Annotated in this window: 14 protein-coding genes; 12 read left to right on the forward strand and 2 right to left on the reverse strand. The window is 75.4% G+C overall.

All coding sequences use genetic code 11. From position 1 onward, the window contains the following. Nucleotides 1-26: 26 nt before the first annotated feature. The 12 genes from ACFYXU_RS16105 (at nucleotide 27) to ACFYXU_RS16160 (ending at nucleotide 23,354) form a co-directional block, all read left to right on the forward strand. Nucleotides 27-1,061, forward strand: coding sequence for a TauD/TfdA family dioxygenase (locus ACFYXU_RS16105; protein WP_389406730.1), 1,035 nt, complete (start codon nucleotides 27-29; stop codon nucleotides 1,059-1,061). 8 nt (nucleotides 1,062-1,069) lie between these two features. After that, a complete protein-coding gene (locus tag ACFYXU_RS16110; protein WP_389406731.1) occupies nucleotides 1,070-2,962 on the forward strand; it encodes an amino acid adenylation domain-containing protein in 1,893 nt (630 codons plus the stop codon). Nucleotides 2,963-3,021: 59 nt separating this feature from the next. Then, a complete protein-coding gene (locus ACFYXU_RS16115; RefSeq protein WP_389458042.1) occupies nucleotides 3,022-8,544 on the forward strand; it encodes a condensation domain-containing protein in 5,523 nt (1,840 codons plus the stop codon). A 724-nt stretch (nucleotides 8,545-9,268) separates the two neighbouring features. After that, entirely contained in the window at nucleotides 9,269-16,420 is a 7,152-nt protein-coding gene (locus ACFYXU_RS16120) for an amino acid adenylation domain-containing protein (protein WP_389406733.1), read from the forward strand. Next, nucleotides 16,417-16,632 carry an MbtH family protein gene (locus ACFYXU_RS16125; protein WP_361398803.1) on the forward strand — a complete coding sequence of 72 codons (216 nt, stop codon included), beginning with the start codon at nucleotides 16,417-16,419 and terminating at the stop codon, nucleotides 16,630-16,632. Before ACFYXU_RS16120 ends, ACFYXU_RS16125 begins: the two co-directional genes overlap by 4 nt. Nucleotides 16,633-16,797: 165 nt before the next feature. Then, nucleotides 16,798-17,208, forward strand: coding sequence for a cobalamin B12-binding domain-containing protein (locus tag ACFYXU_RS16130; protein ID WP_389406734.1), 411 nt, complete (start codon nucleotides 16,798-16,800; stop codon nucleotides 17,206-17,208). Then, nucleotides 17,205-18,512, forward strand: a complete 1,308-nt coding sequence (locus ACFYXU_RS16135) for a methylaspartate mutase (RefSeq protein WP_376509253.1) — start codon at nucleotides 17,205-17,207, stop codon at nucleotides 18,510-18,512. Before ACFYXU_RS16130 ends, ACFYXU_RS16135 begins: the two co-directional genes overlap by 4 nt. 87 nt (nucleotides 18,513-18,599) lie before the next feature. Next, nucleotides 18,600-19,604: an asparagine synthetase A gene (locus ACFYXU_RS16140; RefSeq protein WP_329857856.1), complete on the forward strand. Its 1,005-nt coding sequence runs from the start codon at nucleotides 18,600-18,602 to the stop codon at nucleotides 19,602-19,604. After that, complete coding sequence (locus ACFYXU_RS16145; protein WP_389406735.1) at nucleotides 19,601-20,899, forward strand: glutamate synthase-related protein; 1,299 nt, start codon at nucleotides 19,601-19,603, stop codon at nucleotides 20,897-20,899. Before ACFYXU_RS16140 ends, ACFYXU_RS16145 begins: the two co-directional genes overlap by 4 nt. Further along, on the forward strand, nucleotides 20,896-21,249 hold the full coding sequence (locus tag ACFYXU_RS16150; protein WP_376509249.1) for a hypothetical protein: 354 nt from the start codon (nucleotides 20,896-20,898) through the stop codon (nucleotides 21,247-21,249). The genes ACFYXU_RS16145 and ACFYXU_RS16150 overlap by 4 nt, the downstream gene beginning before the upstream one ends. A gap of 64 nt (nucleotides 21,250-21,313) precedes the next feature. Then, nucleotides 21,314-22,606, forward strand: coding sequence for an MFS transporter (locus ACFYXU_RS16155; protein ID WP_389406736.1), 1,293 nt, complete (start codon nucleotides 21,314-21,316; stop codon nucleotides 22,604-22,606). A 7-nt stretch (nucleotides 22,607-22,613) separates the two neighbouring features. Then, nucleotides 22,614-23,354: a 4'-phosphopantetheinyl transferase superfamily protein gene (locus ACFYXU_RS16160; RefSeq protein ID WP_329857851.1), complete on the forward strand. Its 741-nt coding sequence runs from the start codon at nucleotides 22,614-22,616 to the stop codon at nucleotides 23,352-23,354. 76 nt (nucleotides 23,355-23,430) lie between these two features. Here the strand turns inward: ACFYXU_RS16160 and ACFYXU_RS16165 are convergent, their stop codons facing one another. After that, nucleotides 23,431-24,459, reverse strand: coding sequence for a hemolysin family protein (locus tag ACFYXU_RS16165; protein WP_389406737.1), 1,029 nt, complete (start codon nucleotides 24,457-24,459; stop codon nucleotides 23,431-23,433). Then, nucleotides 24,456-25,772: a hemolysin family protein gene (locus ACFYXU_RS16170; protein ID WP_389458044.1), complete on the reverse strand. Its 1,317-nt coding sequence runs from the start codon at nucleotides 25,770-25,772 to the stop codon at nucleotides 24,456-24,458. Before ACFYXU_RS16170 ends, ACFYXU_RS16165 begins: the two co-directional genes overlap by 4 nt. Between the last annotated feature and the right edge of the window lie 108 nt (nucleotides 25,773-25,880).

Consider the following 25,880-nt stretch of genomic DNA (forward strand, 5'->3'; position numbering starts at 1 on the left):
GCCCGAGGGATCACGAGGAACCCACCATGACCACGTACGCCCAGAGCCCTGCCACCACCGGCATCTCCGTCACCCGCGAGCCCGGCAAGCCGGCCATCGTCCACACGCCCGCCTTCGGCTCCATGGCCGAGGCCACCGTCTGGCTGTCCGCGCAGCTCCCCGCCATCCAGGCCGAGCTCCACCGCTCCGGCGCCGTCATGCTCCGCGGCCTCCCGGTCACGGACACGGAGACGTTCGCCGAGGCCCGGGACGCCCTGATCGCCCAGCGCGCGGGCTACAAGGAGAAGGCCACGCCCCGCAGCGACTTCGGCGAGGGAGTGTTCTCCTCGACGGACCTCCCGGCCGCCCAGGCGATCCGCCTGCACAACGAGAACAGCTACACCCTCGACTTCCCCGGCGTGCTGCTCTTCGGCTGCGTCACCGCGCCCGAGACCGGCGGCGCGACCACCGTCGGCGACATGCGCAAGGCCCTCGCGATGCTGCCGGCGGACCTGGTCGACCGCTTCGCCGAGGCCGGCTGGCTGCTGGTCCGCAACTACTCCGACCTGGCCGGCATGCCCTGGCGCAAGGCCTTCTCCTCCGACGCGCCGGCCGGGGCGGAGGAGTACTGCGACGCCAACGCCATCGGATACGAGTGGCTCGACGAGGACACGCTGCGCACCCGCCAGCGCCGCTCCGCGATCATCACCCACCCGGTGACCGGCGAGCGCTCCTGGTTCAACCACTTCGCCTTCTGGAACGCCCGCAGCCTCGACGAGGACGTCCGCGAGGTCCTCACCGACACCTTCGGCCCGGACGGCCTGCCGTTCGACACCCGGCTGGGCGACGGCACCACCCTCACCGACGCCGAGGTGGACGCGATCAACGAGGTCTACCAGGCCGTCACGGTGCGCGAGAGCTGGCAGACCGGCGACCTGATGCTCGTCGACAACATCCTCTGCGCCCACGGCCGCGAGTCGTACTCCGGCGACCGGAAGATCGTCGTCGCCATGGGAGAGCCCGTGCGGCTGTCCGACTGCTCCCCGACCACCGCCCCCTCCACCACCCTGTACGGAAGGTGAGCCCCGCCATGACCGCCGTCCTCCCCGAGCGCCCCGCCGCCGCTCCCGCCGCCCCGGCCCCCCTCCTCACCGAGGCCTGCGCCTGCGGGACCTGCGCCGCCGCCGGCACCGGCGCGGCCGACCTGCTCGCCCGCCTCGCCACCGCCCCCGGCGGCCGTACCGCCGTCGTCGCGGGCGACGAAGCCCTCACCTTCGACGAACTGCGCGCCGCGGCCACCGTGTTCGCCGACCGGCTCGGCGCCCTCGGCATCGGCCCGGAGAGCGTCGTGGCGCTCTGCCTGCCCCGGGGCGCGGCCCTCGTTACCGCCCTCATCGGCACCCTCACCGCGGGCGCCGCCTACCTGCCGGTCGACCCGGCGCTGCCCGCCGACCGCCGCCGCTACCTCGTCGAGGACTCCGGCGCCGACCTGGTCGTCGTGGACGGCGGGAGCGGCACGGACGCCGCCCCGGCGAGCGGTGCCCGCGTCGTGCCGGTCGCCGAGCTGACCGCCGCCCCGAGCGGCGCCCCCGCCCCGTACGCACCCGTGCCGGTCACCGGGGACACGCTCGCCTACGTCATCTACACCTCCGGCTCCACCGGCCGCCCCAAGGGCGTCGAGATCGGCCGGGGCTCCGCCTCCCTCCTCCTGAAGGAGCTGGAGGAGGCCGGCGCGGCCACCGGCGAGGGCCGCCGGGTCGGCTGGAACGCCTCGCCGTCCTTCGACGCCTCCGTCCAGCAGTGGACGCGGCTCTGCCGGGGCGACACCCTCGTCATGATCGACGAGGAGACCCGCCGCGACCCGTCCCTGCTCGCCGCCTTCGTCGACGAGCAGGCCCTCACCGACCTGGACATCACCCCCTCGCACGCCGATCCGCTCCTCGACCTGATCTCCCGGGACGGCGGCCCGCGCCCGCTGACGCTCCTCGTCGGCGGCGAGGCGATCAGCCCCGCCCTGTGGGACCGGCTCGCCGCAGCCCACCGCGGCGGCCTCCTCCGGGCGCTGAACGTCTACGGGCCGACCGAGTGCACCGTCGACGCGACCGCCGGGTGGATCGACGCGCCGGGCGAGCCGCACATCGGCGCGGTCCTGCCGGGGCTCCGGATGCGGCTGCTGGACGAGAAGCTCGCACCGGTCGGGCCGGGGGAGTCCGGGGAGCTGTACCTGGCGGGCCCGCGCGTCGGCCGGGGCTACCGCCGCCGCCCCGCACTGACGGCGGAGCGCTTCGTCCCCGACCTCGCCGCCACCGACGGCGCCGAGGGATCCGGCGGGCGCATGTACCGCACGGGCGACCGCTGCCGCCTGCTGCCCGACGGCCGGCTCGTCTACCTCGGCCGCGCCGACGGACAGGTCAAGCTGCGCGGCCACCGCATCGAACTCCCCGAGATCGAGGCCGCCCTGACCCGGGTGGACGGCGTCGCCGAGGCGGCCGTGATCCTCGGCGAGGACGCCGCCGGCACCGCCACCCTGATCGCCTACCACCGGGGCGGCGACACCGCCGCCCTGCGTGCCGCGCTCTCGGCCGACCTGCCCGCCTACATGGTGCCCAGCGCCTTCGTCGCCGTGGACCGCTTCGCCACGACCCCCAGCGGCAAGCTCGACCGGACCGCCCTGCCCACCCGGGCCGCGGCCCCGGCCGAGACCGGGCCCCGGACGGCCGGCACCGACGACACCCCCGGCCTGGAAGGCCGCGCGGAGGAGCTCATCGCCCGCGTCTGGACGCAGGTCCTCGGCGCCGACTCGATCGGCCCGGACGACAACTTCTTCAAGCTCGGCGGCCACTCCCTGCTCGCGATCAAGCTCGTCTCCCGGGTACGGGTCGAGCTGTCCGTGGCCCTCCCGGTCAAGGCCGTGTACGCCCACCCGCGCCTGCGCGACCTCGCCGCCCACATCGAGGAGCTGCTGGCCGCACGGGATGCCTGACCGCCGTCCCCGCCGTCGCCCCAGCCGCCCGCCCCCGCCACTCACGAGGAGCAGCAACCGTGATCCCCCTGTCCTACGCCCAGCGCCGACTGTGGTTCCTGAACCGGCTGGAGGGTTCCTCCTCGGCCTACAACGCCCCCGTGGTGCTCCGGCTGGGATCGACGCCCGACCCGCGCGCCCTCGAAGCGGCGGTACGGGACGTGGTGGAGCGGCACGAGGTGCTGCGGACCGTCTACCCGGCCCGCGACGAGGAGCCGTACCAGGACGTCCTGGCCGACGCCACCGTGCCCTTCGATGTGGAGGAGTGCGCCCCGGGCGAGGACGTGGCCGCCCGGGCGACGGCCTTCGCCCGGCTCCCCGTGGACATCACGCGGGAACTCCCGCTCCAGGTCCGGCTCTTCGCGGCGGCGGACGGCACCGCCGTCCTGGTGCTCCTCCTGCACCACATCGCCACGGACGGCTGGTCGGTGGGCTGCCTGCTCGCCGACCTCGACACCGCCTACCGTGCCCGCACCGGAGGCCGGGCACCCGGCTGGGAACCGCTGCCCGTCCAGTACGCGGACTACGCCCTGTGGCAGCGCGACATGCTCGGGGACCCCGAGGACCCCGAGAGCACCGCGCACGAGCAGCTCACCCACTGGCGCAAGGCCCTCGACGGCATCCCGGCCGAGACCCGCCTGCCGGCCGACCGCCCCCGGCCCACCGAGCCCGGGCACCGCGGCGCGGTGGTCTCGGCGGACCTCGGCGCCGGGGACCACCGGGCGCTCGCCGCCCTCGCACGCGCCCGGCGGGGAACCTTCTTCATGGTGGCCCGCGCCGCCCTGGGCGCCGCCCTGCGGGCGGCCGGCGCGGGCGACGACATCGTGGTCGGCACGCCTGTCGCGGGCCGCCCGGAGGAGGACCTGCACGAGCTCGTCGGGTTCTTCGTCAACACCCTGGCCCTGCGCACCGACCTGTCCGGCGACCCCGCCCTCGGCGCCCTGGTCGACCGCGTCCGCGAGTCCGACCTCGTCGCCTTCGCCCACGAGGACCTGCCGTTCGACCTCCTCGTCGAGGACCTCAACCCCGAACGCTCCTTCGGCCGGCACCCGTTCTTCCAGGTCATGCTGAGCTCCCGGGGCGGCCAGGAGGAGGACACCGTCCGGCTCGGCCCCCTCACCGGCGTCCTCGACGAAGCGGACCTGGCCACGGCCAAGTTCGACCTGAGCTTCCACTGCCAGGAGACCCTCGACGCGGACGGCCGGCCCGGCGGAGTGCTCCTCCGGCTTCAGTACGCCACGGACCTCTACGACGAGGACACCGCACGGCTCCTCCTCGCCCTCTTCCGGCGCGCGCTCACCGCCTTCGCCGAGGAGCGGGACACCACCCCCCTCAGCGGCGTCGAGCTCCTCGCGCCCGCCGAGCGGGAGGCCCTCGACCGCAGCCACGCGGTTCTCGCCGAGGCGGCACGGACCCGTGCCGCCACCCGGCAGGAGGCGGGCGAGCGCGCCGGATCCCGCTCCGTGGCGGACCCCCGTGAGGAGATCCTGCGCGGCCTCTTCGCGGAGATCCTGGACCGGGACGAGGTGCTGCCGGAGGACAACTTCTTCAAGCTCGGCGGGCACTCCCTGCTCGCGGGCAAGCTCACCAACCGCGTCCGGGGCGCCCTCGGCCTCCAGGCCGCCATCCGTGACGTCTTCCTCGCCCCCACCCCCCGACAACTGCTCCGCCGCCTCGACGAACGGAGCGACGGACCCCGCCGCCCGGCCCTCCGCCCGGTGCCGCCCGAGCACCGCCCCGACCCGCTCCCCCTCTCGTACGCCCAGCGCCGGCTCTGGTTCCTGGGCCGCCTCGAAGGATCCTCCCCGGCCTACAACGCCCCCATGGTGCTCCACCTGGAGGCCAGGCCCGACACGACCGTCCTGGAGGCGGCCGTACGGGACGTGACGGACCGTCACGCGGTGCTGCGGACGCTCTACCCGGTACGGGACGGGGAGCCGTACCAGCACGTCGTCGAGGCCGCGGCCGTCCGCGTCGAGACCGAGGAGTGCGCCGCGCCCGAGGACGCCCGGGCGCGGGCGACCGAGTTCGCCCGCGTCCCCCTGGACATCACCAGCGAACTTCCAGTCCGAGTCAGGCTGTTCGGCGTCGCCGACGGGACCGCGGTCCTCGTCCTCTCGGTGCACCACATCGCGACGGACGGCTGGTCGGTGGACTCCCTGCTCGCCGACCTGGACACCGCCTACCGGGCCCGCGCCCAGGGCCGCGCCCCGGCGTGGGAGCCGCTGCCCGTCCAGTACACCGACTACACCCTCTGGCAGCGCGAACTCCTCGACGGCGAGCACGGCGTCCGCGAGGCCCAGACGGCCTACTGGCGCACGGCCCTGGACGGCATCCCGGCCGAGACCCGGCTGCCCGCCGACCGTCCCCGGCTCACCGAACCCAGCGGCCGTGGAGCCACCCTGACGACCGCCCTCGACACCCTCGCCCACCAGGCACTGACCGGCGTCGCCCGCAGCCGCCGGGTCACCTTCTTCATGGTCGTCCGGGCCGCCCTGGCCCTCGCCCTGCGGGCGGCCGGCGCGGGCGACGACACGGTCGTCGGCACCGCGGTGGCGGGCCGCCCCGAGGAGGACCTGCACGACCTCGTCGGCTTCTTCGTCAACACCCTGGCCCTGCGCACCGACCTGTCCGGCGATCCCACCCTCGACGACCTCGTGCGGCGCGTGCGCGACGGGGACCTGGCCGCCTTCGCCCACGACGACCTGCCCTTCGACCTCCTCGTCGAGGACCTCAACCCGGAACGCTCCCTCGGCCGCCACCCCTTCTTCCAGGTGATGCTCAGCGCCCAGACCGCCCGCTCCGCGCGGGACGAGACCGTCCGCCTCGGCGGCATCACCGGGCGGACAGACGGCGCCGACCTCGCCGGAGCCAAGTTCGACCTCTCCTTCCACTGCGTCGAGACGCACGACTCCGCCGGCGAACCCGGGGGAGTGCTCCTCGGCCTCCAGTACGCCACGGACCTCTACGACGAGGACACCGCGCAGCTCCTCCTCACCCTCTTCCGGCGCGCCCTGGCGGTCTTCGCCGAACGGGCCGGAGACACCCCGCTGAGCGGCGTCGACCTGCTCACGGGCGAGGAGCGCCGGGAGCTCGAACGGCGGCACGACGCCCTCGCGGCCGCCCGGGCCCACGCCGAGACCGAGCGCGGGCGCGCCGGAGCGGGGGACGGCCGGGGGACGGGCACCCGCACCGGGACGGACCCCCGTGAGGAGATCCTGCGCGGCCTCTTCGGGGAGATCCTGGACCGGGACGAGGTGCTGCCGGAGGACAACTTCTTCAAGCTGGGCGGGCACTCCCTGCTCGCCGGGAAGCTCACCAACCGCGTCCGGGGCGCCCTCGGCCTCCAGGCCGCCATCCGTGACGTCTTCCTCGCCCCCACCCCCCGACAACTGCTCCGCCGCCTCGACGAACGCGGCGACGGACCGGCCAGGCCCCCGCTGCGACCCGTGCCCGACGCGCTGCGCCCCGCACGCGTCCCCCTGTCCGCCGCACAGCTCCGGCTCTGGTTCCTCGACCGCCTGGAGGGCCCGAGCGCCACCTACAACATCCCCGTCGTCACCCGGCTGCACCGCCCCCTCGAACCGGCCGTCCTGGCCGCCGCCCTGGCCGACGTCGCCGACCGGCACGAGGTGCTGCGCACCGTCTGCGGGACGGCGGACGGCGAGCCGTACCAGCGGGTCCTGACCGGCGCGGTGCCCGTCCTCGACCAGGTCGGCGCCGACGGCCCGGACGCCCTGCGCGCGGCCGTCGACGAAGCCGCCGGGTACGTCTTCGACCTGGCCGACGAGATCCCCTTCCGGGCGCGGCTCGTGACGGACGCCGACGGCGGCCAGACCCTGGTGCTCCTCGTCCACCACATCGCCGGCGACGGCTGGTCGACGGGCTGCCTCCTCGCCGACCTGGACACCGCCTACCGGGCCCGCGCGGGGGGCCGCGCCCCGGCGTGGGAGCCGCTGCCCGTCCAGTACACCGACTACACCCTCTGGCAGCACGAGCTCCTCGACGGCGAACACGGCGTCGCGGACGAACAGCTCGCCCACTGGCGGACCGCCCTCGACGGCCTGCCCCCGCTCCTCGCCCTGCCCACCGACCGGCCGCGCCCCGCCCTGAGCGACGGAGCCGGCGCCCTCACCGCCTTCGACGTCGACGCCGCCACCCACCGGGCGCTGCTGCGCGTCGCCCGAGGCACCGGCGCCACCCTCTTCATGGTCGTGCAGGCCGCCCTCGCCGCCCTCCTGACCCGGCACGGCGCGGGCACCGACCTCGCCATCGGCACCACCGTCGCGGGCCGCGCGGACGACGCCCTGCACCCGCTCGTCGGCTTCTTCGTCAACACGCTGGTGCTGCGCACCGACACCTCGGGCGACCCCGACTTCACCGAACTCGTGCGCCGCGTCCGCGAGTCCGGGCTCACCGCCTACAGCAACCAGGACCTCCCCTTCGACCGGCTCGTCGAACACCTCAGCCCGCACCGCTCCGCCGCCCATGCCCCGCTCGTCCAGGTCATGCTCCAGGTGCACGCGGCATCGGGCGGGCACAGCGCCCCCTCGGTCCTGGACGGCGAACAGATCGGCTTCAGCGCGGCGGGCGCCAAGTCCGACCTCACCTTCGCGCTGACCGAACTCGCCGACGCCGACGGCGCCCCGGCCGGACTGCGCGGCGCGCTCGAGTACGCCACCGCGCTCTACGACCCGTCCACCGCGGCCCTCCTCGCCCGGCGGCTGACCGACACGCTCACCGCGCTCGCCGCCGATCCCGGCACCCCGCTCTCCGCCACGCCGTACGGCCCGGCGGCCCCCGCCGGACGGGACCTCGTCCTCGACGGGCGGGGACGGCCCGCACCCGTACGCGTGCCCGGCGAGGTCCACGAGCCGGCGCCCGGCGGCGGCCTGCGCGCCACCGGCCGCCGGGCCTTCGCCGACGCCGACGGGCGGCTCCGGCCCGTGGCCTCGCTCACCGTCGGCGGCTACCCGGTGGAGCCCGGCCACGTCGAGGACGTCCTCGGCCGGCACCCGGACGTCACCGGAACGGCCGTCGCCGTCCGCGACGACCGGCTCCACGCCTACGTCACGCGGCTGCCCGGCGGCGCCGACGGGGCGGCCCTGCGCGCCTGGGCCGCCGAGCGGCTCCCCGAGTACCTGGCCCCGGCACGCGTCGTCCCGGTGCACCGGCTGCCCGTGCCCGGCGGGGACGCGCCCGCCGAGGCGGAGGGTCCGGGCACGGCGACCGCCCCGGACGCCCGGGAGGAGCGTCTCCTGGGAGTCTTCCGGGACGTCCTCGGGGGCCGTGCGCTCGGACGCGACGACAACTTCTTCAAGTCGGGGGGTCACTCGCTGCTCGCGGTCCGGCTCCTCAACCGGATCCGCGCCGAGTTCGGCCAGGACCTCACGCTGCGGGACGTCTTCCGCAACCCGACGGCGGCGGCGCTCTCGCTGCGCCTGCCCGAGCCGGGCACCGGGGCACCGGCCCCGCGGGGCCCCCGCCCGCCGGCCCCGACGCTGCGCCGCCGCACGTCGGCGGGCACGCGCCGAGCCGACTGACCCCCTGCCACGTGCTGCTGTGGGCGCCACCCTGTCCTGGGCGGCGCCCACAGCCCGTTCCGGGCCCGCGCCCCGCCGTGGCCCGTGCCCCGCCGTTGTGGGCCTGTGCCCCGCCCGTTGTGGGCAGGCGTTCCGCAAGGGGCGGAACGGGTGGGCACAACGGAACGGCGCCCTTGCCGGCGTGGGAGGCTGTAGCGCCTGAACCCGCACCGACAGGTGCAGCACATGGTGGTGCGGGTCCAGGCCCAGATCGCGGAGGCGCCGCTCAGCGCGCCGTCCCGTGTGCCCACCCGTCCCGCCCCAGCGGGACGATTGCCCACACGGGCGTGGGCGGCGGGCCCGCCAGGGCGCGGGCCCCACACAGGGGCCCGGCGAAGGCATACGAGGGTGCGGGACCACACGGGGTAGGGCGAAGGCCCACACGGGCGCGGGCCCACACAAGCGCGGGCCCACACAGGGGCAGGGCGAAGGCCCACGTGAGTGCGGGCCAGCACATGGCAGGGCGAAGGTCCACACCGCCGCGGGCGAGGGCCCCGCGTGGGCAGCGTCCCGCCCGCAGGACAGCCCCCCGCCCCCCCCACCGGCAGCCCCCCCAACCCCCCGGCTGCCGGTAGGAGCTGCCGGGTCGACTGCCCCGGCCCCCCGCACCCCGCGCCTAGCGTGGAGGGCACGGAGGCGAGAGGAACCGCCCCGGTCTCCCGTCCCTATACCGGAGGAACTCAGCATGCCCCCCAGCAGAACGGAAGACCTGCTCGACGGCGGACCCTCTCCCGCCCCCGCGCCGCCCGTGCTCGACCTGATCGCCCACCGGACGCGTACCCGCCCCGACGCCCCCGCCCTGGTGCACGCCGACGCCCGTCTGACCTACGCCGAGCTCGCCGCCGCCGTGCGGGAGAGGGCCGAGGAGCTCGCCGCGCGGGGCGCAGGTCCCGGCCGGCTCGTCGCGCTGCACCGGCCGCGCGGGATCGACGCGATCGTCGGGCTCCTCGCCGTCCTGGAGACGGGCGCCGCCTACCTGCCGCTGGACGTCCAGGCCCCCGACGCCCGCAACGAGGCGATCCTCAAGGACGCCTGCGGTGACCTGGCGCCGACCCCCGCCGAGGTCGCCCGGCACGGCGAGCTCGTGCTCGGCGGCCCCGGCGCCGGAGAGGGCGCGGCCTACGTCATCTACACGTCCGGGTCCACCGGCACCCCCAACGGCGTGGTCGTCGCCCACGACTCCCTCGCCCACTTCATCGCCGGTGCGACCCCGGCGTACGGGATCGGCGCCGACGACGCGGTCCTCCAGTTCAGCCCGCTCCACTTCGACGCCAGCATCCAGGAGATCTTCACGACCCTGGGCGCCGGCGGCACCCTCGTCCTGCGCACCGACGACATGCTGGACGTGTCGGAACTCCTCGCCGGCTGCGCCCGGCACGGCATCACCTACCTGGACCTGCCCGCCGCCTACTGGCACGAGCTGGTCTACGTCCTCACCACCGGTTCGGCCGTCCTCCCCGACGCCCTGCGCACCGTGATGATCTACGGCGAGGCCGCCCTTCCCGAGCGCGTCGCCCAGTGGCGGGCCCTGGTCGGCGACCGGATCCGGCTCCTGAACGGCTACGGCCCCACCGAGACGACCGTGGTGGCCACCATGGCCGACCTCAGCCGCCACGACGGCGGACCCATCCCGATCGGGCGCCCGCTCCCCGGCGTCGGGGCCGCCGTCGTCGACGGTGAGCTGTGGCTGCTCGGCGGCGGCCTGACCCGCGGCTACCTCCACCGGCCCGAGCTGAACGCCCGCCGCTTCACCTCGCTCGACGGCGAACGCGCCTACCGCACGGGCGACCTCGTCACCATCGGCGAGGACCGTCAGATCCTCTACCACGGGCGGCTCGACGACGAGGTGAAGATCGGCGGCCAGCGCATCGACCCGGCCGCCGTCGACTCCGTCCTCGCCGGCCACCCCGGCGTCCGGGAGGCCGCGGTCGTCGCCCAGCAGGACGGCGACGGCGTCAAGCGTCTCGTCGCCTTCGTGGTCACGGAGGGCGGCACCGGCACGGAGGAGCTCCGCGACTGGGTCCGCGCCCGCATGCCCGCCGCCGCGGTGCCCGCCGTCTCGATCGTCGTCGCCCTGCCCCGTACCAGCTCCGGCAAGATCAACCGCAAGGTGCTCCGCACGGCCGACCCGAGGCTGCCGGTCGTCCACGAGGAGCCGACGCCCGTCGAGGACCGGGTGCCGCTCTCCCACGCCCAGCGCCGCCTGTGGCTGGTCGGCCAGCTGGACGGGCCCTCCGCCGCCTACAACATGCCGATCGTCCTCGATCTGGAGGCGGCCCCCGACCGGGCCGCGCTCGCCGCCGCGGTGACCGACGTCGCCGAGCGGCACGAGGTGCTGCGCACGGTCTTCCCGGCCCCCGACGACGAGCCGTACCAGCACGTCCTCGCGCCCGGCGTGATCCGGCTGCGCACCGTCGAGTGCCCGGCCGGGGAGCGCGCCGAGCGGGTCGCCCGCTTCGCCGCCGAGACCTTCGACCTCTCCCGCGAACTCCCGCTCCGAGTAGCGCTGTTCCTGCCGGACGACGGCGCGGGAGCCACCCTGGCGGTCCTGCTCCACCACGTCGCCGGCGACGGCTGGTCCCTCGAACCGCTGATGTCCGACCTGGCCGACGCCTACGCCGCGCGCGCCGCGGGCCGAGCCCCCGAACGGGAGCCGCTGCCCGTCCAGTACGCCGACTACACGCTCTGGCAGAACGACCTCCTCGGCGACGCCGACGACCCCGACTCCCTCGTCGCCGGCGGGCTCGCCCACTGGACCGAGGCCCTCGCCGGACTGCCCGCCGCGACCGACCTGCCGCTGGACCGGCCCCGGCCCGTCGTCCGCGCCCACGACGGCGGCCTCGTGACCACCGCCCTCGGGGCGGACGTCCACGCCCGGCTCGTACGGCTCGCCGAGGACCACGACGCCAGCCTGCTCATGGTGGCGCAGGCCGCGCTCGGCCTCGCCCTGCGGGCGGCCGGCGCGGGGGAGCGCACCGTCCTCGGCACCCCCGTCGCGGGGCGCGACGACGAGGCCCTCGACGAGCTCGTCGGCTTCTTCGTCAACACCCTGGTGCTGCCCACCGACACCTCCGGCGACCCCGCCTTCACGGGCCTGCTGGAGCGGGTGAGGGAGACCGACCTCGCGGCCTTCGCCCACCAGCGGCTCCCCTTCGACCTCCTCGTCGAGCGCCTCAACCCGCCCCGCACGCCCGGCGTCCACCCGCTGTTCCAGGTCATGCTGACCCTGCGGACCACCGGGCCCGACGCCGGACCCTTCCGATTCGGCGCCCTGGAGGGCCGGTTCGCCGGCGAGGGACCCTCGACCACCAAGTTCGACCTCACGGCCGCCTTCGAGGAGCTCCGGGACGCGGACGGCGCCCCGGCCGGACTCCGGCTCGGCCTGGAGTACGCCCGGGACGTCCTCGACGAGGACACCGCCCGCCTCCTCCTCGCCGCCCTGGAACGCGCCCTGCTCGCCGCCGCCGACCACCCCGGGGCGCCGGTCCGCGACACCGCTCTCGTCGACCCCGGCACCCGCCGGGACCTGGACGAGCGGCGTGCCCGCGCCGCCGCGCCCGCCGCGGGCACCGGCGCCGCCGCCACCGCGCGGACCGCCACCGAGCCGCCCGCCGCGCACACCGACACCCTGCGGGAACTCTTCGCCGAGGTCCTCGGCCTCGACCAGGTCGGCCCCCACGAGGGCTTCTTCACCATCGGCGGCCACTCCATGAGCGGCGTCCGCCTCGCCAACCGGATCCGCGCCCGCCTCGGCGCCGACGTCCAGGTCCGCGACCTGCTCCTCGCCCCCACCCCCGACGCCCTCGCCCGCCGCATCGCCGAGCGGTCCGCCGCCCCGGACACCGACGGCGGGCCCACCGCGCCGGAGCCCGTCCGGCCCCGCCCCGTGCCGCGCACCGACCGGACCGCCCGCGTCCCCCTCTCGTACGCCCAGCGCAGGCTCTGGTTCATCGACACCCTCGAAGGCCCCAGCGCCTCCTACAACATCCCCCTCGTCCTCAGGCCGGCGGAACCCCTCGACGCCGGCGCCCTCGCCGAGGCCCTGACCGACCTCTCCGACCGCCACGAGGTCCTCCGCACCCGCTACCGGACCGTCGACGGCGAACCCCACCAGGAGATCCTGGCTTCCGTCCGGCCCCCGCTCGACGTCCTCTCCGTCCCCGCCGACCGGCTCGCGGCCACCGTCTCCGAGGCCGCCGGCCACGTCTTCGACCTGGCCGGGGAGACGCCCCTGCGCGCCACCCTCGTCACCCCCGACGACGGCGGCGACCAGGTCCTGGTCCTGCTCGTGCACCACATCGCCGCCGACGGCTGGTCCACCGGGCCCCTCCTCGCCGACTTCGGGACCGCCTACCGGGCCCGCGTCGAGGACCGCGTCCCCGGCTGGGCGCCGCTGCCTGTCCAGTACGCCGACTACACCCTCTGGCAGCGCGACCTGATCGACGGTCCGGCCGCCGAGGCCCACCTGGACTTCTGGGAGCGGACCCTCGCCGGCGCCCCCGCCGTCCTCGAACTCCCCGCCGCCCGCCCCCGCCCCGCCGAGGCCGGCCACCGCGGCGGACGCGTACCCGTCGCCCTCGACCCCGCCACCCACCAGGCCCTCGAAGCCGTCGCACGGCGTGGCGGAGCCACCCTGTTCATGGTGGTGCAGGCCGCCCTGGCCGCCGTCCTGACCCGGCACGGCGCGGGCACCGACCTGCCGCTCGCCACCATGACCGCCGGACGCGACGACGAATCGCTCGGCGACCTGGTCGGCTTCTTCGTCAACACCCTGGTGCTCCGCACCGACACCTCCGGCGACCCCACCTTCACCGAACTCCTCGACCGGGTCCGGCGGACCGACCTCGCCGTCTACGGCCACCAGGAACTCCCCTTCGACCGGGTCGTCGAGCACCTCAACCCGGTGCGCACCACCGCCCACCACCCGCTGGCCCAGGTCGTCGTCCAGCTCCACCACGACTACACCGGCGGCGCCACCGCCGCGAAGAGCCTCTTCCGGGAGGACGGACCGGCACTCCTCGACACCGTCTCCACCAAGTTCGACCTGACCTTCGCCCTGGACGACCTGCGGGACGCGGACGGCCGGCCCGCGGGCCTGAGCGGTGGTCTGGAGTACGCCACGGACCTCTTCGACGCCCCGACCGCCGCCCTGCTCGCCGCCCATCTGGAGCAGACCCTGCGGGCCGCGGCGGCCGACCCCGGCGTACGGATCGGGGACGTCGGACAGCTCACCGCCGCCGACCGGTTCCGGCTGGTCAGCGACTACAACGACACTGCCACCGCCACCGCCACCGTGGTCCCCGCGACCCCGGACACCGTCCACGGGACGATCGCCCGCCGCGCCGCGCGGACCCCCGGCGCGCCCGCCCTGATCACCGACGGGGAGACCGTCGACTACGCCTCGCTCGACGCCCGCGCCTCGGCGCTCGCCGCCCGCCTCCGCGGCGCCGGGGTGCGCCGGGGCGACACCGTCGGCGTCCTCCTCGAACGCGGCGTGCCGCTCGTGGTGACGGCCCTCGCCGTCCTGCGGTGCGGCGCCGCCTACCTGCCGCTCGACCCGCGCCTGCCGGAGGCACGACTCCGCCTGATGCTGGAGGACGCGGGCGTACGCCTCGTGGCGACCGACGCCGAGCACGCCGCACGCGCCGAGGGCGCGGTCCCCGCACTGCTGGACGTCGACGCGCCCGGCACCGGGGAGCCGCTCGGCGAGGACACCGGCGCCACCGGGGACGACCTGATGTACGTGATGTTCACGTCCGGGTCGACGGGCCGGCCCAAGGGCGTCGGCGTCACCCACCGCAACGTGCTGGAGCTCGCCGCCGACCGTGACGTCCGCTCCGGCGGGCCGCGCCGGATGCTCGTCCACTCGGCGACCGGGTTCGACGCGTCCGTCTTCGAGATCTGGGTGCCGCTCCTGAACGGCGGCGGCCTCGTCCTCACCCGGGGCGACGGCACGGACCTCGCCGAGACCGCCCGCGCGGTCCGCGAACACGCCGTCACCAGCGCCTACTTCACCGTCGGCCTCTTCCACGTCATGGCCGACGAGGGACTGGACACCCTGCGGCTGCTGCGCGAGGTGTGGACCGGCGGCGACGTCGCGAGCCCGGCCGCCGTGCAGCGGGTCCTCACCCACTGCCCGGACACCGTCCTCGTCCACTCCTACGGCCCCACCGAGACCACCTTCGCCTCCCACAACCAGTGGTTCGGCACCGGGGAGCGCGTCCTGCGGGGCGCCGGACTCCACCTCGGACGCCCCATGGACAACACCCGCAGCCACGTCCTCGACCACGCCCTGCGGCCCGTCCCGCCGGGCGTGCCCGGCGAGCTGTACATCGCCGGCTCCCACGTGGCCCGCGGGTACGTCGGCCGGCCGGGACTGACCGCCGAGCGCTTCGTCCCCGACCCCTTCGAGGCCGACGGCAGCCGCATGTACCGTACGGGCGACCGCGTGCTGTGGACCGCCGCCGGTGAACTCCGCTTCCTCGGACGGGCGGACGGCCAGATCAAGCTGCGCGGGGTACGGATCGAACCCGGCGAGGTCGAACGGGCCCTCGCCGCGCACCCCTCGGTCGGCCAGGCCCTGGTCGTGGTCCGCGAGGACCGGCCCGGGGACAAGACCCTCGTCGGCTACGCCGTCCCCCGGGCCGGCGGGACGGTCACCGAGGCCGAGCTGCTCGCCGACGCGCGGAACACGCTCCCGGAACACCTCGTGCCGTCCGCCGTCGTCGTCCTCGACGCCCTGCCGCTGACCGTCAACGGCAAGCCCGACCGCGCGGCGCTCCCCGCCCCGCACTGCCCGGCCGCCGCGCGGGGCGGCCGGCGGCCGCGCAACGCCCGCGAGGAGGTGCTGTGCGCGCTGTTCGCCGAGATCCTCGACGTGCCCCGGGTCGGCATCGACGACAACTTCTTCGCCCTCGGCGGCCACTCGCTGCTCGGCGTCCGCCTGGTCAACCGCGTCCGGGGCGTCCTCGGCATCGAGCGCACCGTCCGCGACCTGTTCCGCCTGCCCACCCCCGCCGGACTGCTCGGCTCGCCCGACGACGACGGCACGGCCGCCGCCCTGGGCGTCCTCCTCCCGCTGAGCACGCGCGGCACCCGCCGTCCGCTGTTCTGCGTCCACCCCGGCACCGGCGTCGGCTGGGCCTACGCGGGCCTCGCCGCCCACCTCGGCGACGACCAGCCGCTGTACGCCCTCCAGGCCCGCGCGCTGAGCGAGCCCGGCCACCGGCCGCGCGGCGTCGAGGAGATGGCCGACGACTACCTGGAGCAGATCCGCCAGGTCCAGCCCTGGGGCCCGTACCGGCTCCTCGGCTGGTCGTACGGCGGCATCGTCGCCCACACGATGGCGGTACGGCTCCGCGAGGCGGGGGAGCGGGTCGAGCTGCTGGCCCTGATGGACGTCCACCAGACCGGACCCGGCAGCGTCTCCGTCCTCCCTCCCGAGGAACGGAACGGGGCCGCCGCGCCGGCGGACGCCGGGGACCTGGCGGGGGCGACGGAGGACCTCCGCCGTGCGGACCCCGTCCTCGCCGGCTTCTCCGACACCGAACTCCGGGCGGTGCTCCGCGCCTCCGAGACCCACGCGGCCCTCATGGCGCGGCACGTGCCGGGGGTCGCCGACGCCGACACGCTCTTCTTCACCGCCCGCCGGCCGGGAGAACCGGAAGGTGCTCTCGCCGCCACCTGGATTCCCTTCACCGAGGGAATCATCGACAATCACACCCTGGAATGCGGCCATCTCCACATGGCCGAACCGGAACCGCTCGAAAGCATCGGAAAAATAGTCGCGGAGAAACTCTCCGCGCTTCAGAAGGAAGAAACGAGGAGCCAGTCATGAGTGAGTCCGTCAACCCGTTCGACAACGCCGAGGGCACCTTCCACGTCGTCGTGAACGACGAGGGCCAGCACTCGCTCTGGCCGGACTTCGCCGACGTCCCCGCTGGCTGGACCAGCGTCTGGGGTGCCGGGAACCGCACCGAAGCCCTGGAGTACATCACCACCCACTGGACCGACATCCGCCCGCGCGGCCTCGTCGCCCAGTACGCCTGACACACCCCCGGCCCGAGCGCCGTGCCCCGCATCCGATGCGGGGCACGGCGCTTCTCGCTTTTCCCGCCGGCGGCCCCGTACCGGAATATTCGTGAAGGAAAGTGCCGGTCCTTGCTGCCGGTCGTACTTCCGCTTCCGGAATCCCCGGAAAACTATTCTCGACCCATGAAGATACTCCTGAGCGGAACCGCATCGGATTCCCACACATGGAATCTCGTGTACCTCCGTCTCTTCCTCGAGGAACAGGGCCACGAGGTCGTGGGGCTCGGCCCCTGCGTCCCCGCCGAGCTGCTGCTCGACGGCTGCCTGCGGCACGCGCCCGACGTGGTGGTGCTCAGCAGTGTCAACGGCCACGGCTACCGCGACGGCCTCACCGCCGTCCGCCGGCTCCGCGCGGAACGCGCCCTGGCCGGCCTCCCCGTGGTGCTCGGGGGCAAGCTCGGCGTCGTCGGGCACCGTCAGGAAGCGGACGTGGCACGGCTCACCGAGGCCGGCTGCGACGCCGTGCTCGGCGAGGACCTGGACGCCCTGTGCGCCTTCCTCGCCGCACGCGCCCGCAAGGAGGTGCCGGCTTGACCGCCCGGGCCCCCGACTTCGGCGCCTTCGTCGCGGCGTCCTCGGCAGCGGGCCGTCTCGTGGTCCAGCCGCGCATGGGCTTCGGCGACCCCGGCAGCATGCGCGCCGGGCTCGCCCGGACCAGGGCCGCCACCGCGCACACCGCGGGCACCCTGACCGTCGACAGCTACACCCGCGTCGGCGACCTGGCCGGCGCCCGCGCCGCCGTGGCCGAGGGGAGCCGCCTCAACGGCTACCCGATCGCCGCGCACTCCCCGGACACCACGCGCGCCGTCCTCGACGGACTGTACGACGCCGACTTCCCCGTACAGGTCCGGCACGGGTCCGCCCGGCCGCTGGCCATCGTCCGGGCGCTCACCGCGGCCGGACTCGACGCCACCGAGGGCGGCCCCGTCTCCTACTGCCTGCCCTACGGGCGCACCCCCCTGCGGGAGTCCGTCACCGCCTGGGCCCACGCCTGCGAAGTCCTCGCCGCCGGCGCGCGAACCGGCGCCGTGCCCCATCTGGAGAGCTTCGGGGGCTGCCTCCTCGGCCAGCTCTGCCCGCCCTCCCTGCTCGTGGCCATGAGCGTCCTGGAATGCCTCTTCTTCGCCCAGTACGGCCTGCGCAGCGTCTCGCTCAGCTACGCCCAGCAGACCGACCCGGCCCAGGACGAGGAGGCCCTGCGCGCCCTGCACCGGCTCGCCGCCGAGCTCCTGCCCGACGGCGTCGACCACCACGTCGTCCTCTACACCTACATGGGCGTCTACCCGCGCTCCGAACAGGGCGCCACCCGCCTCCTGGAGGCCTCCGCCCGGCTCGCCGTGCGCTCCGGGGCCGGCCGTCTCATCGTGAAGACCACCGCGGAGGCCCACCGCATCCCGACCGTGGAGGAGAACGTCCGCGCGCTGGAGACGGCCGCCGCGGCCGCCGCGCTCGCCGGACCCCCGGCTCCCGCCGAGGCGGCCGACGGCGAGGTCTACCAGGAGGCCCGCACGCTCGTCGAAGCCGTCCTCGACCTCCACCCGGACCTGTCCCGGGCCCTGCCGGCCGCCTTCGCGCGCGGGCTCCTGGACGTGCCCTTCTGCCTCCACCCCGACAACGCGGGCGGCTCCCTGGGGTTCGTCGACCCCGGCGGCCGGCTCCGCTGGGCCCGCACCGGCGCCATGCCGATCCGCCCCGACACGGCGGCCGACTCGGCCCCGCTCACCTCGGCGGGACTGCTCGCCGCCCTCCACCACGTCGCCGGGCGCTACGACAGCCCCCGGCACCGCGACAGCGACGACGACCACGGGCGCCCGAGGGCCACCCCGCTGACCGTCTGACCCGCACGCCGGCGCCGAACGACTACCACCCGCCCCGGACCTGCCCACACCGCCCCGCCCCACGCGACCCCGAACAGGAGCCCCGCCATGGAGACCTCCCCGACCACCCACGCACCGGCCACACCGCCCCCGCTCGGCGAACACCTCCGCTCGCCCCGGCTGCGCGCCGCCATGCTCGTCCAGCAGGAGGCCCTGTACGCCGCCCGGGCGTTCCTGCGCGGCGAGGGCTTCACCGAGCTGCTGCCCCCGCTCGTCGGCCCCGTCACCGACCCCGGAGGCCGGGGCGCCAAGGCCCTCGACGTCGACTACTACGGCCACCCGTACAAGCTCATGACCAGCGCCATCCTCTACAAGCAGGCGTCCCTCCGCGGCTTCCCGCGCCTCTTCTACATCGCCCCCAACGTGCGCGTCGAGCCCGAGGAGACCGCCACCACCGGCCGTCACCTCGTCGAGTTCCACCAGATCGACGTGGAGATCGCCGACGGCACCCGCGAGGACGCCCAGGAGATCGCCGCCGGCCTGCTCACCCACGTCACCGAGCACGTCTGGACCGCGATCCCGGGGATCCTCGGCGAACTCGGCCGCGTCGAGGGCGACTTCGCCGAGATCCGGGCGGGCAAGTACGACGTCCGCACCCACGACGACGCCGTGTCCGCCCTCCTCTCCGCCGGCCACCCGCAGAACCCCGACGGCGAGATCGACTGGGAGGGCGAGCGGCTCCTCTCCCTGGAGAGCGACCGCCCGTTCTTCGTCAACGACTACCCCAAGGGCTCCCGCGGCTTCTACGACCGGGAGGACCCCGAGCGCCCGGGCGTCCTGCGCAACTTCGACCTGATCGCCCCGCACGGATACGGCGAGCTCGTCTCCGGCAGCGAGCGCGAGGCCGACTACGCCACCATCGTCACCCGCATGCGGGAGAGCGGCGAGAACCCCGCCAAGTACGCCTGGTACCTCAAGGAGGCCCGCGAGGGCATGCCGTCCAGCGCCGGATTCGGCATGGGTCTCCAGCGCCTGGTCCGCTTCCTCACCGGCCTCGACGCCCTGTGGCAGGTCAGCGCCTACCCGAAGCTCCCCGGGGTGGTGGCCCCGTGACCTCCCTCGACGCCCCCGGAATCCCGGAGCGGGCGATCCGCGCCCGCGCCCGCAACGGCACCGCCGAGGTCTTCCCCGACCCCGCCACGTACGGCTCACGGCTGTACGGGCCGGGCGCGGGGCCGGCCGCCGACGACCTCGACCGGGCCCGCATCGTCCCTCCCGTCTTCATGCCGCAGCGGCTGGAGAAGCTCATCGACCTGGCGAGGGAGCCGGAGTTCACCGACGTCGACCTCGGCACCCCGATCGGCGGTTTCACCTCCCGGCTGCCCCTCTACCTCTCCGCCTTCGGCTCCACGCGGGCCGGCAGCGGCGACCTCGCCGTCCACGCGAGCCGGCAGGCCGCCCGCCTCGGCATCCCCATGGTCATCGGGGAGAACATGATCCCGGTGCACGGCTACCGCCGCGCCGGCGACGCCACCCGCTCCGCGCTCCTCGGCCGCGTCGAGGCCTATCTCGACGCCGCACCCGACGGGGCCGGCGGCGTCGTCGTCCAGCAGTCCACCGAGGACGCCGACTCCGAGGTCTGGAACCTCCTCTACAGCGACCCCGCCTTCCGCCCGCTCCTGGAGAGCGGACGGCTCGCCTTCGAGCTGAAGACCGGTCAGGGCGCCAAGCCCGGCCTCGGCGGCATGACCGTCGTCGACCGCGCTGAGGCCGAGCAACTCGCCCGCCGCTTCACCGTCCGCAAGGTCCTCGACCCCGACGGAGAGCGTCAGCTGCGCTGCGCCACGCCCGGCACCTTCACCGACGAGATCCTCCGCCAGCAGCTGCGGTTCATGCGGAACAACTTCCCCAAGGCCCGCACCTGGGTGAAGTTCCACCCCGGCCGCGACATCGCCCACGCCGCCCGCACCGCCTGGGCCGCCGGCGCGGACGCCGTGACCGTCGACGGCGCGGAGGGCGGCACCGGCTGGGCCCCCGGCGTCTTCCTCGACCACGTCGGCCTGCCCCTCGCCGCCTGCCTGCGCCGCATCGGCCGCCCCGGCGGCTGCCTCCTCGCCACCGGAGGCATGTGGGAGGGCGGCCGCGCCGTACGCGCCCTCGCCCTCGGCGCCACCGCCGTCGGCCTCGGCCGCGCCGCCCTGATCGCCGTCGACGAGGACCCCGAACACGGTCTGGAGCGCCTCGTCGAGAGCATCGCCCTCGAACTCCAGCTGCTCATCAGCGCGTTGGGCAAGTACGCGGTCGCCGCCCTGGACCCGGAGGACCTCTGGTGGCCCGACGGCCACCTCGCCGACCCCGCGCCCGCCTCTCCCCGGGGCGCGGCCGATCCGGCCGGAGCGACACCGTGACCGCGCCCCGCAGGCGCGCCGGGGACCGGAGCGTCCACGCCTGCTTCTCCGTACGCGAGACGCCCGGCATCTCCGTCGCCGTCTCCCAGGACGGCACCGGCCTCGCCGCCACGGCCCGGCACACGGCGCAACGGGCCCTCGCCGAGGCCGGCCGGGGCTACCTCGGCGGCCGAGTCGAGCTCCGTACGCCCCGGACCCCCGCCCACGACGCCTCCCGGCCCGGCGCCTCCGGCACGCGCCGGCGCCGCGCCGTGCGCCGCGCGGCCGACCGCGCCGTCGCCCTGGCCGTCGCCGCCACCCTGCGGGGCGACGGAGCCGGCGTCCGGGTGCACATCCGCCCACCCCTCTGAGCGCGACCGGACACCCCCGCTCCCGCCCCTGGCCCCCATCCCTCGACCACAGAAAGCCGACCCCATGGGAACCACCCCCACGACCGGCGCACCGGCAGGCGCAGCACCGGCCGTCGACTGGCGCCGCGTCAGCAGCCTCGTCATCGGCCAGGCCGCCGTCCAGGCGGGCAGCTTCGCCCTCCTCATCGCCATGAGCTGGACGGCCGTCCAGCTCGGCGGCCGGGAAGCCGTCACGTACGTCACCCTCGCCGCCACCCTGCCCCGCGCCCTGCTCCTGCTCTTCGGCGGGGCCCTCGCCGACGCGCTCGGTCCCCGCGCGGTCCTGCTCCGCGCGACCGGTGTCCGCGTCCTCGTCCTCGTGGCCGGGATCGCCGTCACCGCCACCACCGAGACGCTCTGGCCGTTGATCGCCGTCGCCCTGGTCGACGGCGTCCTGCTGGGCGTCACCGGCCCCGCGTCCGGCGTCCTGCTGCCCCGCCTCGCCCCCCAGGACCAGCTGGGCCGCGCCAACTCCCTCTTCTCCATGGTGCTGCGCCTCGCGCCCATCGCCGGATCGCCCCTCGGCGCCTGGCTGGTCGTCGTCGGAGGCCTCCCCGTGGCCATGACGGCCGCGGCCGTCGGCTGCGTCGTCTGGCTGGTCTGCGCCGCCCACGTCACCCGGGGCATGGCCCGCCCCGAGCGCGCCCCGCAGGGGCCCTCCCTGCTGCGCCGCTCCGGCGACGGCTTCCGGCTCCTCGCCGCCCACCCCCGTCTGCGCTGGATGTTCGTCGCCTGTTTCTGCATGGACCTGGCGTTCCTGTGGCCGGCCGAGGTCGCCCTGCCCCTGCGGGCCGCCGACGAGGGCTGGGGCGTCGGCGTCGTGGCCATGGTCCTCGCCGTCTTCGGCGCCGGCGCGCTGGCGTCCGCCGCCCTGGGTGCGGCGCTGGCCCACCGGATCCCGGCGCACACCAAGCTCGTGGTGACCGGCGCCGGTCTCGCGGCCGGCATGGCCGCCATGGCGCTCGTCCCCTCGCCCGTCGTCCTCGCCGCCACGGCCGGCGCCGTCGGCCTGCTCTCCGGCCTCAACGGACCCGCCCTGGTCACCGCCTACCAGCAGGCCGTCCCCGAAGGCCGGATGGGCGCCGCGATGTCCACCTTCGCGCTCTCCGGCATCGGCGCGGCACCGCTGTCCCTCGCCGTGTTCAGCCCCGTCTCGCTCTACCTCGGCGTCACCGGGACCTGGCTGCTGTGCGCGGGCCTCGCCCTCCTCTCGCCGGTCGCCGCGGCCGTCGCCCTGCGCGGCGGCGCGACCCCCTCCGTGCCGCGGGCCGAGGCCCGCACCCGTACCGCCCCGGAGCCCACCGCCACTTCCGTGTGAGGCAGACATGATCTCGCTGGTTGCCCCGCCGCCGGAGGCCCCTCCGGCCGGCCCGCTGATCCCGACGTCACTCCCGCTCCTGACCACGGCCCTGCCACGGCTGCCCGGGCTGCGCCCGGTCCGACCGCAGCTGTGGCTGGTCGCCACCGACGCGCACCAGGACACCGTCGCCCGGTACGCGCCCCTCGTCCTGGACACCACCGAACTGGCCCGTGCCGAGGAGTTCCGCCGGGCCGGGGACCGCGCCACCTACCTGTGCGCGCACGTGGGGCTGCGCCGCCTGCTCGGCGCCCACCTGGACCTCGCGCCCCGGGCCGTTTCGGTGGCCCGGGCGCCCTGCCCCTGCTGCGGCGAGCCGCACGGGCGCCCCGTACTGCCCGACGGGCGCCTGCACTTCTCCCTCTCCCACTGCGAGGGACTGAGCCTGATCGCCGTCGCGTCCACCCCCGTCGGAGTGGACATCGAACGGGTGCCGGCGCCGCACACCGTCACGGAGGCCTCGGAGGTCCTCCACCCGGCCGAGGCGGCGGAACTCGCCGCCCTGACACCCGCCCTGCGTCCCGCCGCGTTCGCCCGGGTGTGGACGCGGAAGGAGGCCTATCTGAAGGGACTCGGAATCGGCCTGGGCGCCGACCCGTCCGCCGAGTACGTGGGCGCGGGACCGCTCCCCGCCGCGCCCACCGGCTGGCTGCTCGCCGACGTCGCGGTCCCGGACGGCCACCACGCCGCCGTGGCCCTCAGACGGTGATTCCTGGCGTCCCCGTCCCGCCGCTCGCCCGGTCCACCCTCCGGGCGGCGGTCAGGCCGCCCGGAGGGTGGACCGGTCACTCGGGTCCGGTCGTCTGCGGTCCCATGAGCCGTACGAGCAGGTCGTCGAGGCTGACCAGGCCGGTGAGCTCGCCGTGGTCGTCCCGTACGACGGCGAGGGAGGCCCGGCGGCGGCGCAGGTGCTCGACGGCCTCGGACACCGTGGTGCCGGCCGCCAGCTCGGGGACGGGCCGGGCCAGGTCGCGGGCGGTGACGGCCCGGCCCCGGGTACGGGCGACCAGGGCGTCACGCGCGTGGACCGAGCCGAGGACGCGGTCGCCGTCGCGGACCAGCAGGCGCGAGCGTTCCGCTGCGGACGCGCGGGCCAGGAGCGCGTCCAGATCGGCCCCGGCGGAGACGGTGACGATGTCCGCGGCCGGGGTCTGGAGCACCGCCACCGGCGTCTGGGGCTCGGTCAGCGACCGGGTGATCAGCTGCGAGTCGGTCGTGTTGATCAGGCCGAGCCGCTCGGACTCCGCCACGAGGTGGGTGAGCTGCTCACGGTTGTGGACGGCCGCCAGCTCGTCGCGGGGCTGGACCCGGCACAGCCGTACGAGCCCGTTGCTGACCTGGTTGAGCACCCAGAGGAGCGGTCGTACGGCCCGGACCACGGCCCGGAAGGGCGGGGTGAGGAGCATCGCCGAGCGCTCGGGGTGGGCGATGGCCCAGGACTTGGGCGCCATCTCGCCGACGACCATGTGCAGGAAGACCACGATGATCATGGCGACGGCGAAGGAGACGCCGTAGCTGAGTCCGGTCGGCAGCCCGAGCTTCACCAGGAGCGGATCCAGCTCGTGGGAGATCGCGGGCTTGGAGAGGGAGCCGAGCCCCAGGGTGCAGATGGTGATGCCCAGCTGCGCGCCCGCGAGCATCAGGGACAGCTCGCGCATCCCGGCGAGCGCGGCCCTGGCGCCGCGCTGCCCCTCGGCCACCGCCTTCTCGACGCGATGCCGCTTGGCGGCGACGAGCGCGAACTCGGCGGCGACGAAGAAGCCGCTGCCGATCAGCAGCAGGACGGTGACGAAGAGCGCCATGGGGAAGCTCATGCCTGGACCTCCTCGGCGGCGGAACCGACGCGCTCGATGCGGACGCGCTCGGGGACGTGACGGTCGAGGCTGAGGACCTCGATGTGGACGTCGTCGACGGTGAGGCGGTCACCGATGGTCGGGAACCGGCCGAGACGGTCGATGATCAGGCCGGCCACCGTGTCGTAGTCGTCCTCCTCGGGCAGGGCGATGCCGGTGGCGTCCTCGATCTCGTCGAGGCGCCGTCCGGCGTCCACGCGCCATCCCGCGCCGTCCGGGGCGGCGAGGGCGACGACCTTGTCGGTCTCGTCGGCGATGTCGCCGACCAGTTCCTCGGCGATGTCCTCGTACGTGACGAGCCCGGCGACGCCGCCGTGCTCGTCCAGGACGACGGCGAACTCGTCGTCGCGCTCCCGCATCTGCGCCACCGCGCGGGGCAGCGGCAGGGTGTCGGGGAGGAGGAGGGGCCGCCGGGCGGCCTCGCCCGCGGTGGTGGTGTCGAAGGCGCTCGCGGGCAGGCGCATCAGCTCGTTCACGCCGAGCACCCCGGCGATGTCGTCGGGATGGTCGCCGAGGACCGGGTAGTTCGAGTGGCCGTGCCTCGCGATCAGCTCCACGGCCTCGGTGAGCGTGGCGTCCCTGCGGACGAACACGGCGTCGGCCCGCGGCACCATGACCTCGTCCATGGTCCGCTCGGAGAACTCCAGGGCGTGGTCGAGCAGCTCGGCGGTGTCCGGCGGCAGTTCGCCCTGCTCGTGGGACTCGCCGATGAGGTGGCTGAGCTCCTCCAGCGTGGCGCCGTGGTGCAGCTCCTCGACGGGCTCGATGCCGACTCTGCGCAGCAGCCTGTTCGCGGCCCCGTCGAAGACGTGGACGACCGGACCGACGACCTTCAGGTAGACGAGGGTGGAGGAGGCCAGCGACTTGGCGAGCCGCTCGGGCACCGCCAGGGCGAGGTTCTTGGGCGCGAGCTCGCCCAGGACCATCTGGAGGACGGTCGCGAGGACGAAGGCGAGGACGACGGAGATCGCGGAGACGGCGCCCTCGGAGAGCCCCGTCCCCTCCAGCACGGGCCTGAGGAGCGCCGAGACGGACGGCTCGGCGAGGAAGCCGACGACCAGGCCGGTGACGGTGATGCCGAGCTGAGCGCCGGAGAGCATGAACGAGAGCCGTTCGAGGACCGTCAGCGCGCGGGCCGCCCGCTTGTCACCGGCCTCGGCCTCACGGGCGAGCGCGAGGCGGTCGGCGGCGACGTAGGCGAACTCCTGGGCGACGAAGTACCCGGTGCCCGCGGTCAGCACGAGGACGGCGAGCAGGCCGAGGGCGGCGTTCATCGGCTGCCGCACCCCGTCACGTGGGGGCGGGTCGATCTGGCGGACAAGGGGGCGCTCCTTCGGGTGACGGCGACACGGGCGGGAACGGGCCGCGTCCCGCCTTCTACA

The sequence above is a fragment of the Streptomyces sp. NPDC002232 genome (assembly GCF_042890295.1).
In the GTDB taxonomy this organism is placed as follows: Bacteria; Actinomycetota; Actinomycetes; order Streptomycetales; family Streptomycetaceae; genus Streptomyces.

What these genes read in the sequence shown, in the direction of transcription:
- ACFYXU_RS16160 (WP_329857851.1), top strand. Translation starts at nt 22,614, where the DNA reads ATGATCTCGCTGGTTGCCCCGCCGCCGGAGGCCCCTCCGGCCGGCCCG.
- ACFYXU_RS16105 (WP_389406730.1), top strand. Translation starts at nt 27, where the DNA reads ATGACCACGTACGCCCAGAGCCCTGCCACCACCGGCATCTCCGTCACC.
- ACFYXU_RS16120 (WP_389406733.1), top strand. Translation starts at nt 9,269, where the DNA reads ATGCCCCCCAGCAGAACGGAAGACCTGCTCGACGGCGGACCCTCTCCC.
- ACFYXU_RS16110 (WP_389406731.1), top strand. Translation starts at nt 1,070, where the DNA reads ATGACCGCCGTCCTCCCCGAGCGCCCCGCCGCCGCTCCCGCCGCCCCG.
- ACFYXU_RS16165 (WP_389406737.1), bottom strand. Translation starts at nt 24,459, where the DNA reads ATGAGCTTCCCCATGGCGCTCTTCGTCACCGTCCTGCTGCTGATCGGC.
- ACFYXU_RS16155 (WP_389406736.1), top strand. Translation starts at nt 21,314, where the DNA reads ATGGGAACCACCCCCACGACCGGCGCACCGGCAGGCGCAGCACCGGCC.
- ACFYXU_RS16140 (WP_329857856.1), top strand. Translation starts at nt 18,600, where the DNA reads ATGGAGACCTCCCCGACCACCCACGCACCGGCCACACCGCCCCCGCTC.
- ACFYXU_RS16170 (WP_389458044.1), bottom strand. Translation starts at nt 25,772, where the DNA reads ATGAACGCCGCCCTCGGCCTGCTCGCCGTCCTCGTGCTGACCGCGGGC.
- ACFYXU_RS16130 (WP_389406734.1), top strand. Translation starts at nt 16,798, where the DNA reads ATGAAGATACTCCTGAGCGGAACCGCATCGGATTCCCACACATGGAAT.
- ACFYXU_RS16125 (WP_361398803.1), top strand. Translation starts at nt 16,417, where the DNA reads ATGAGTGAGTCCGTCAACCCGTTCGACAACGCCGAGGGCACCTTCCAC.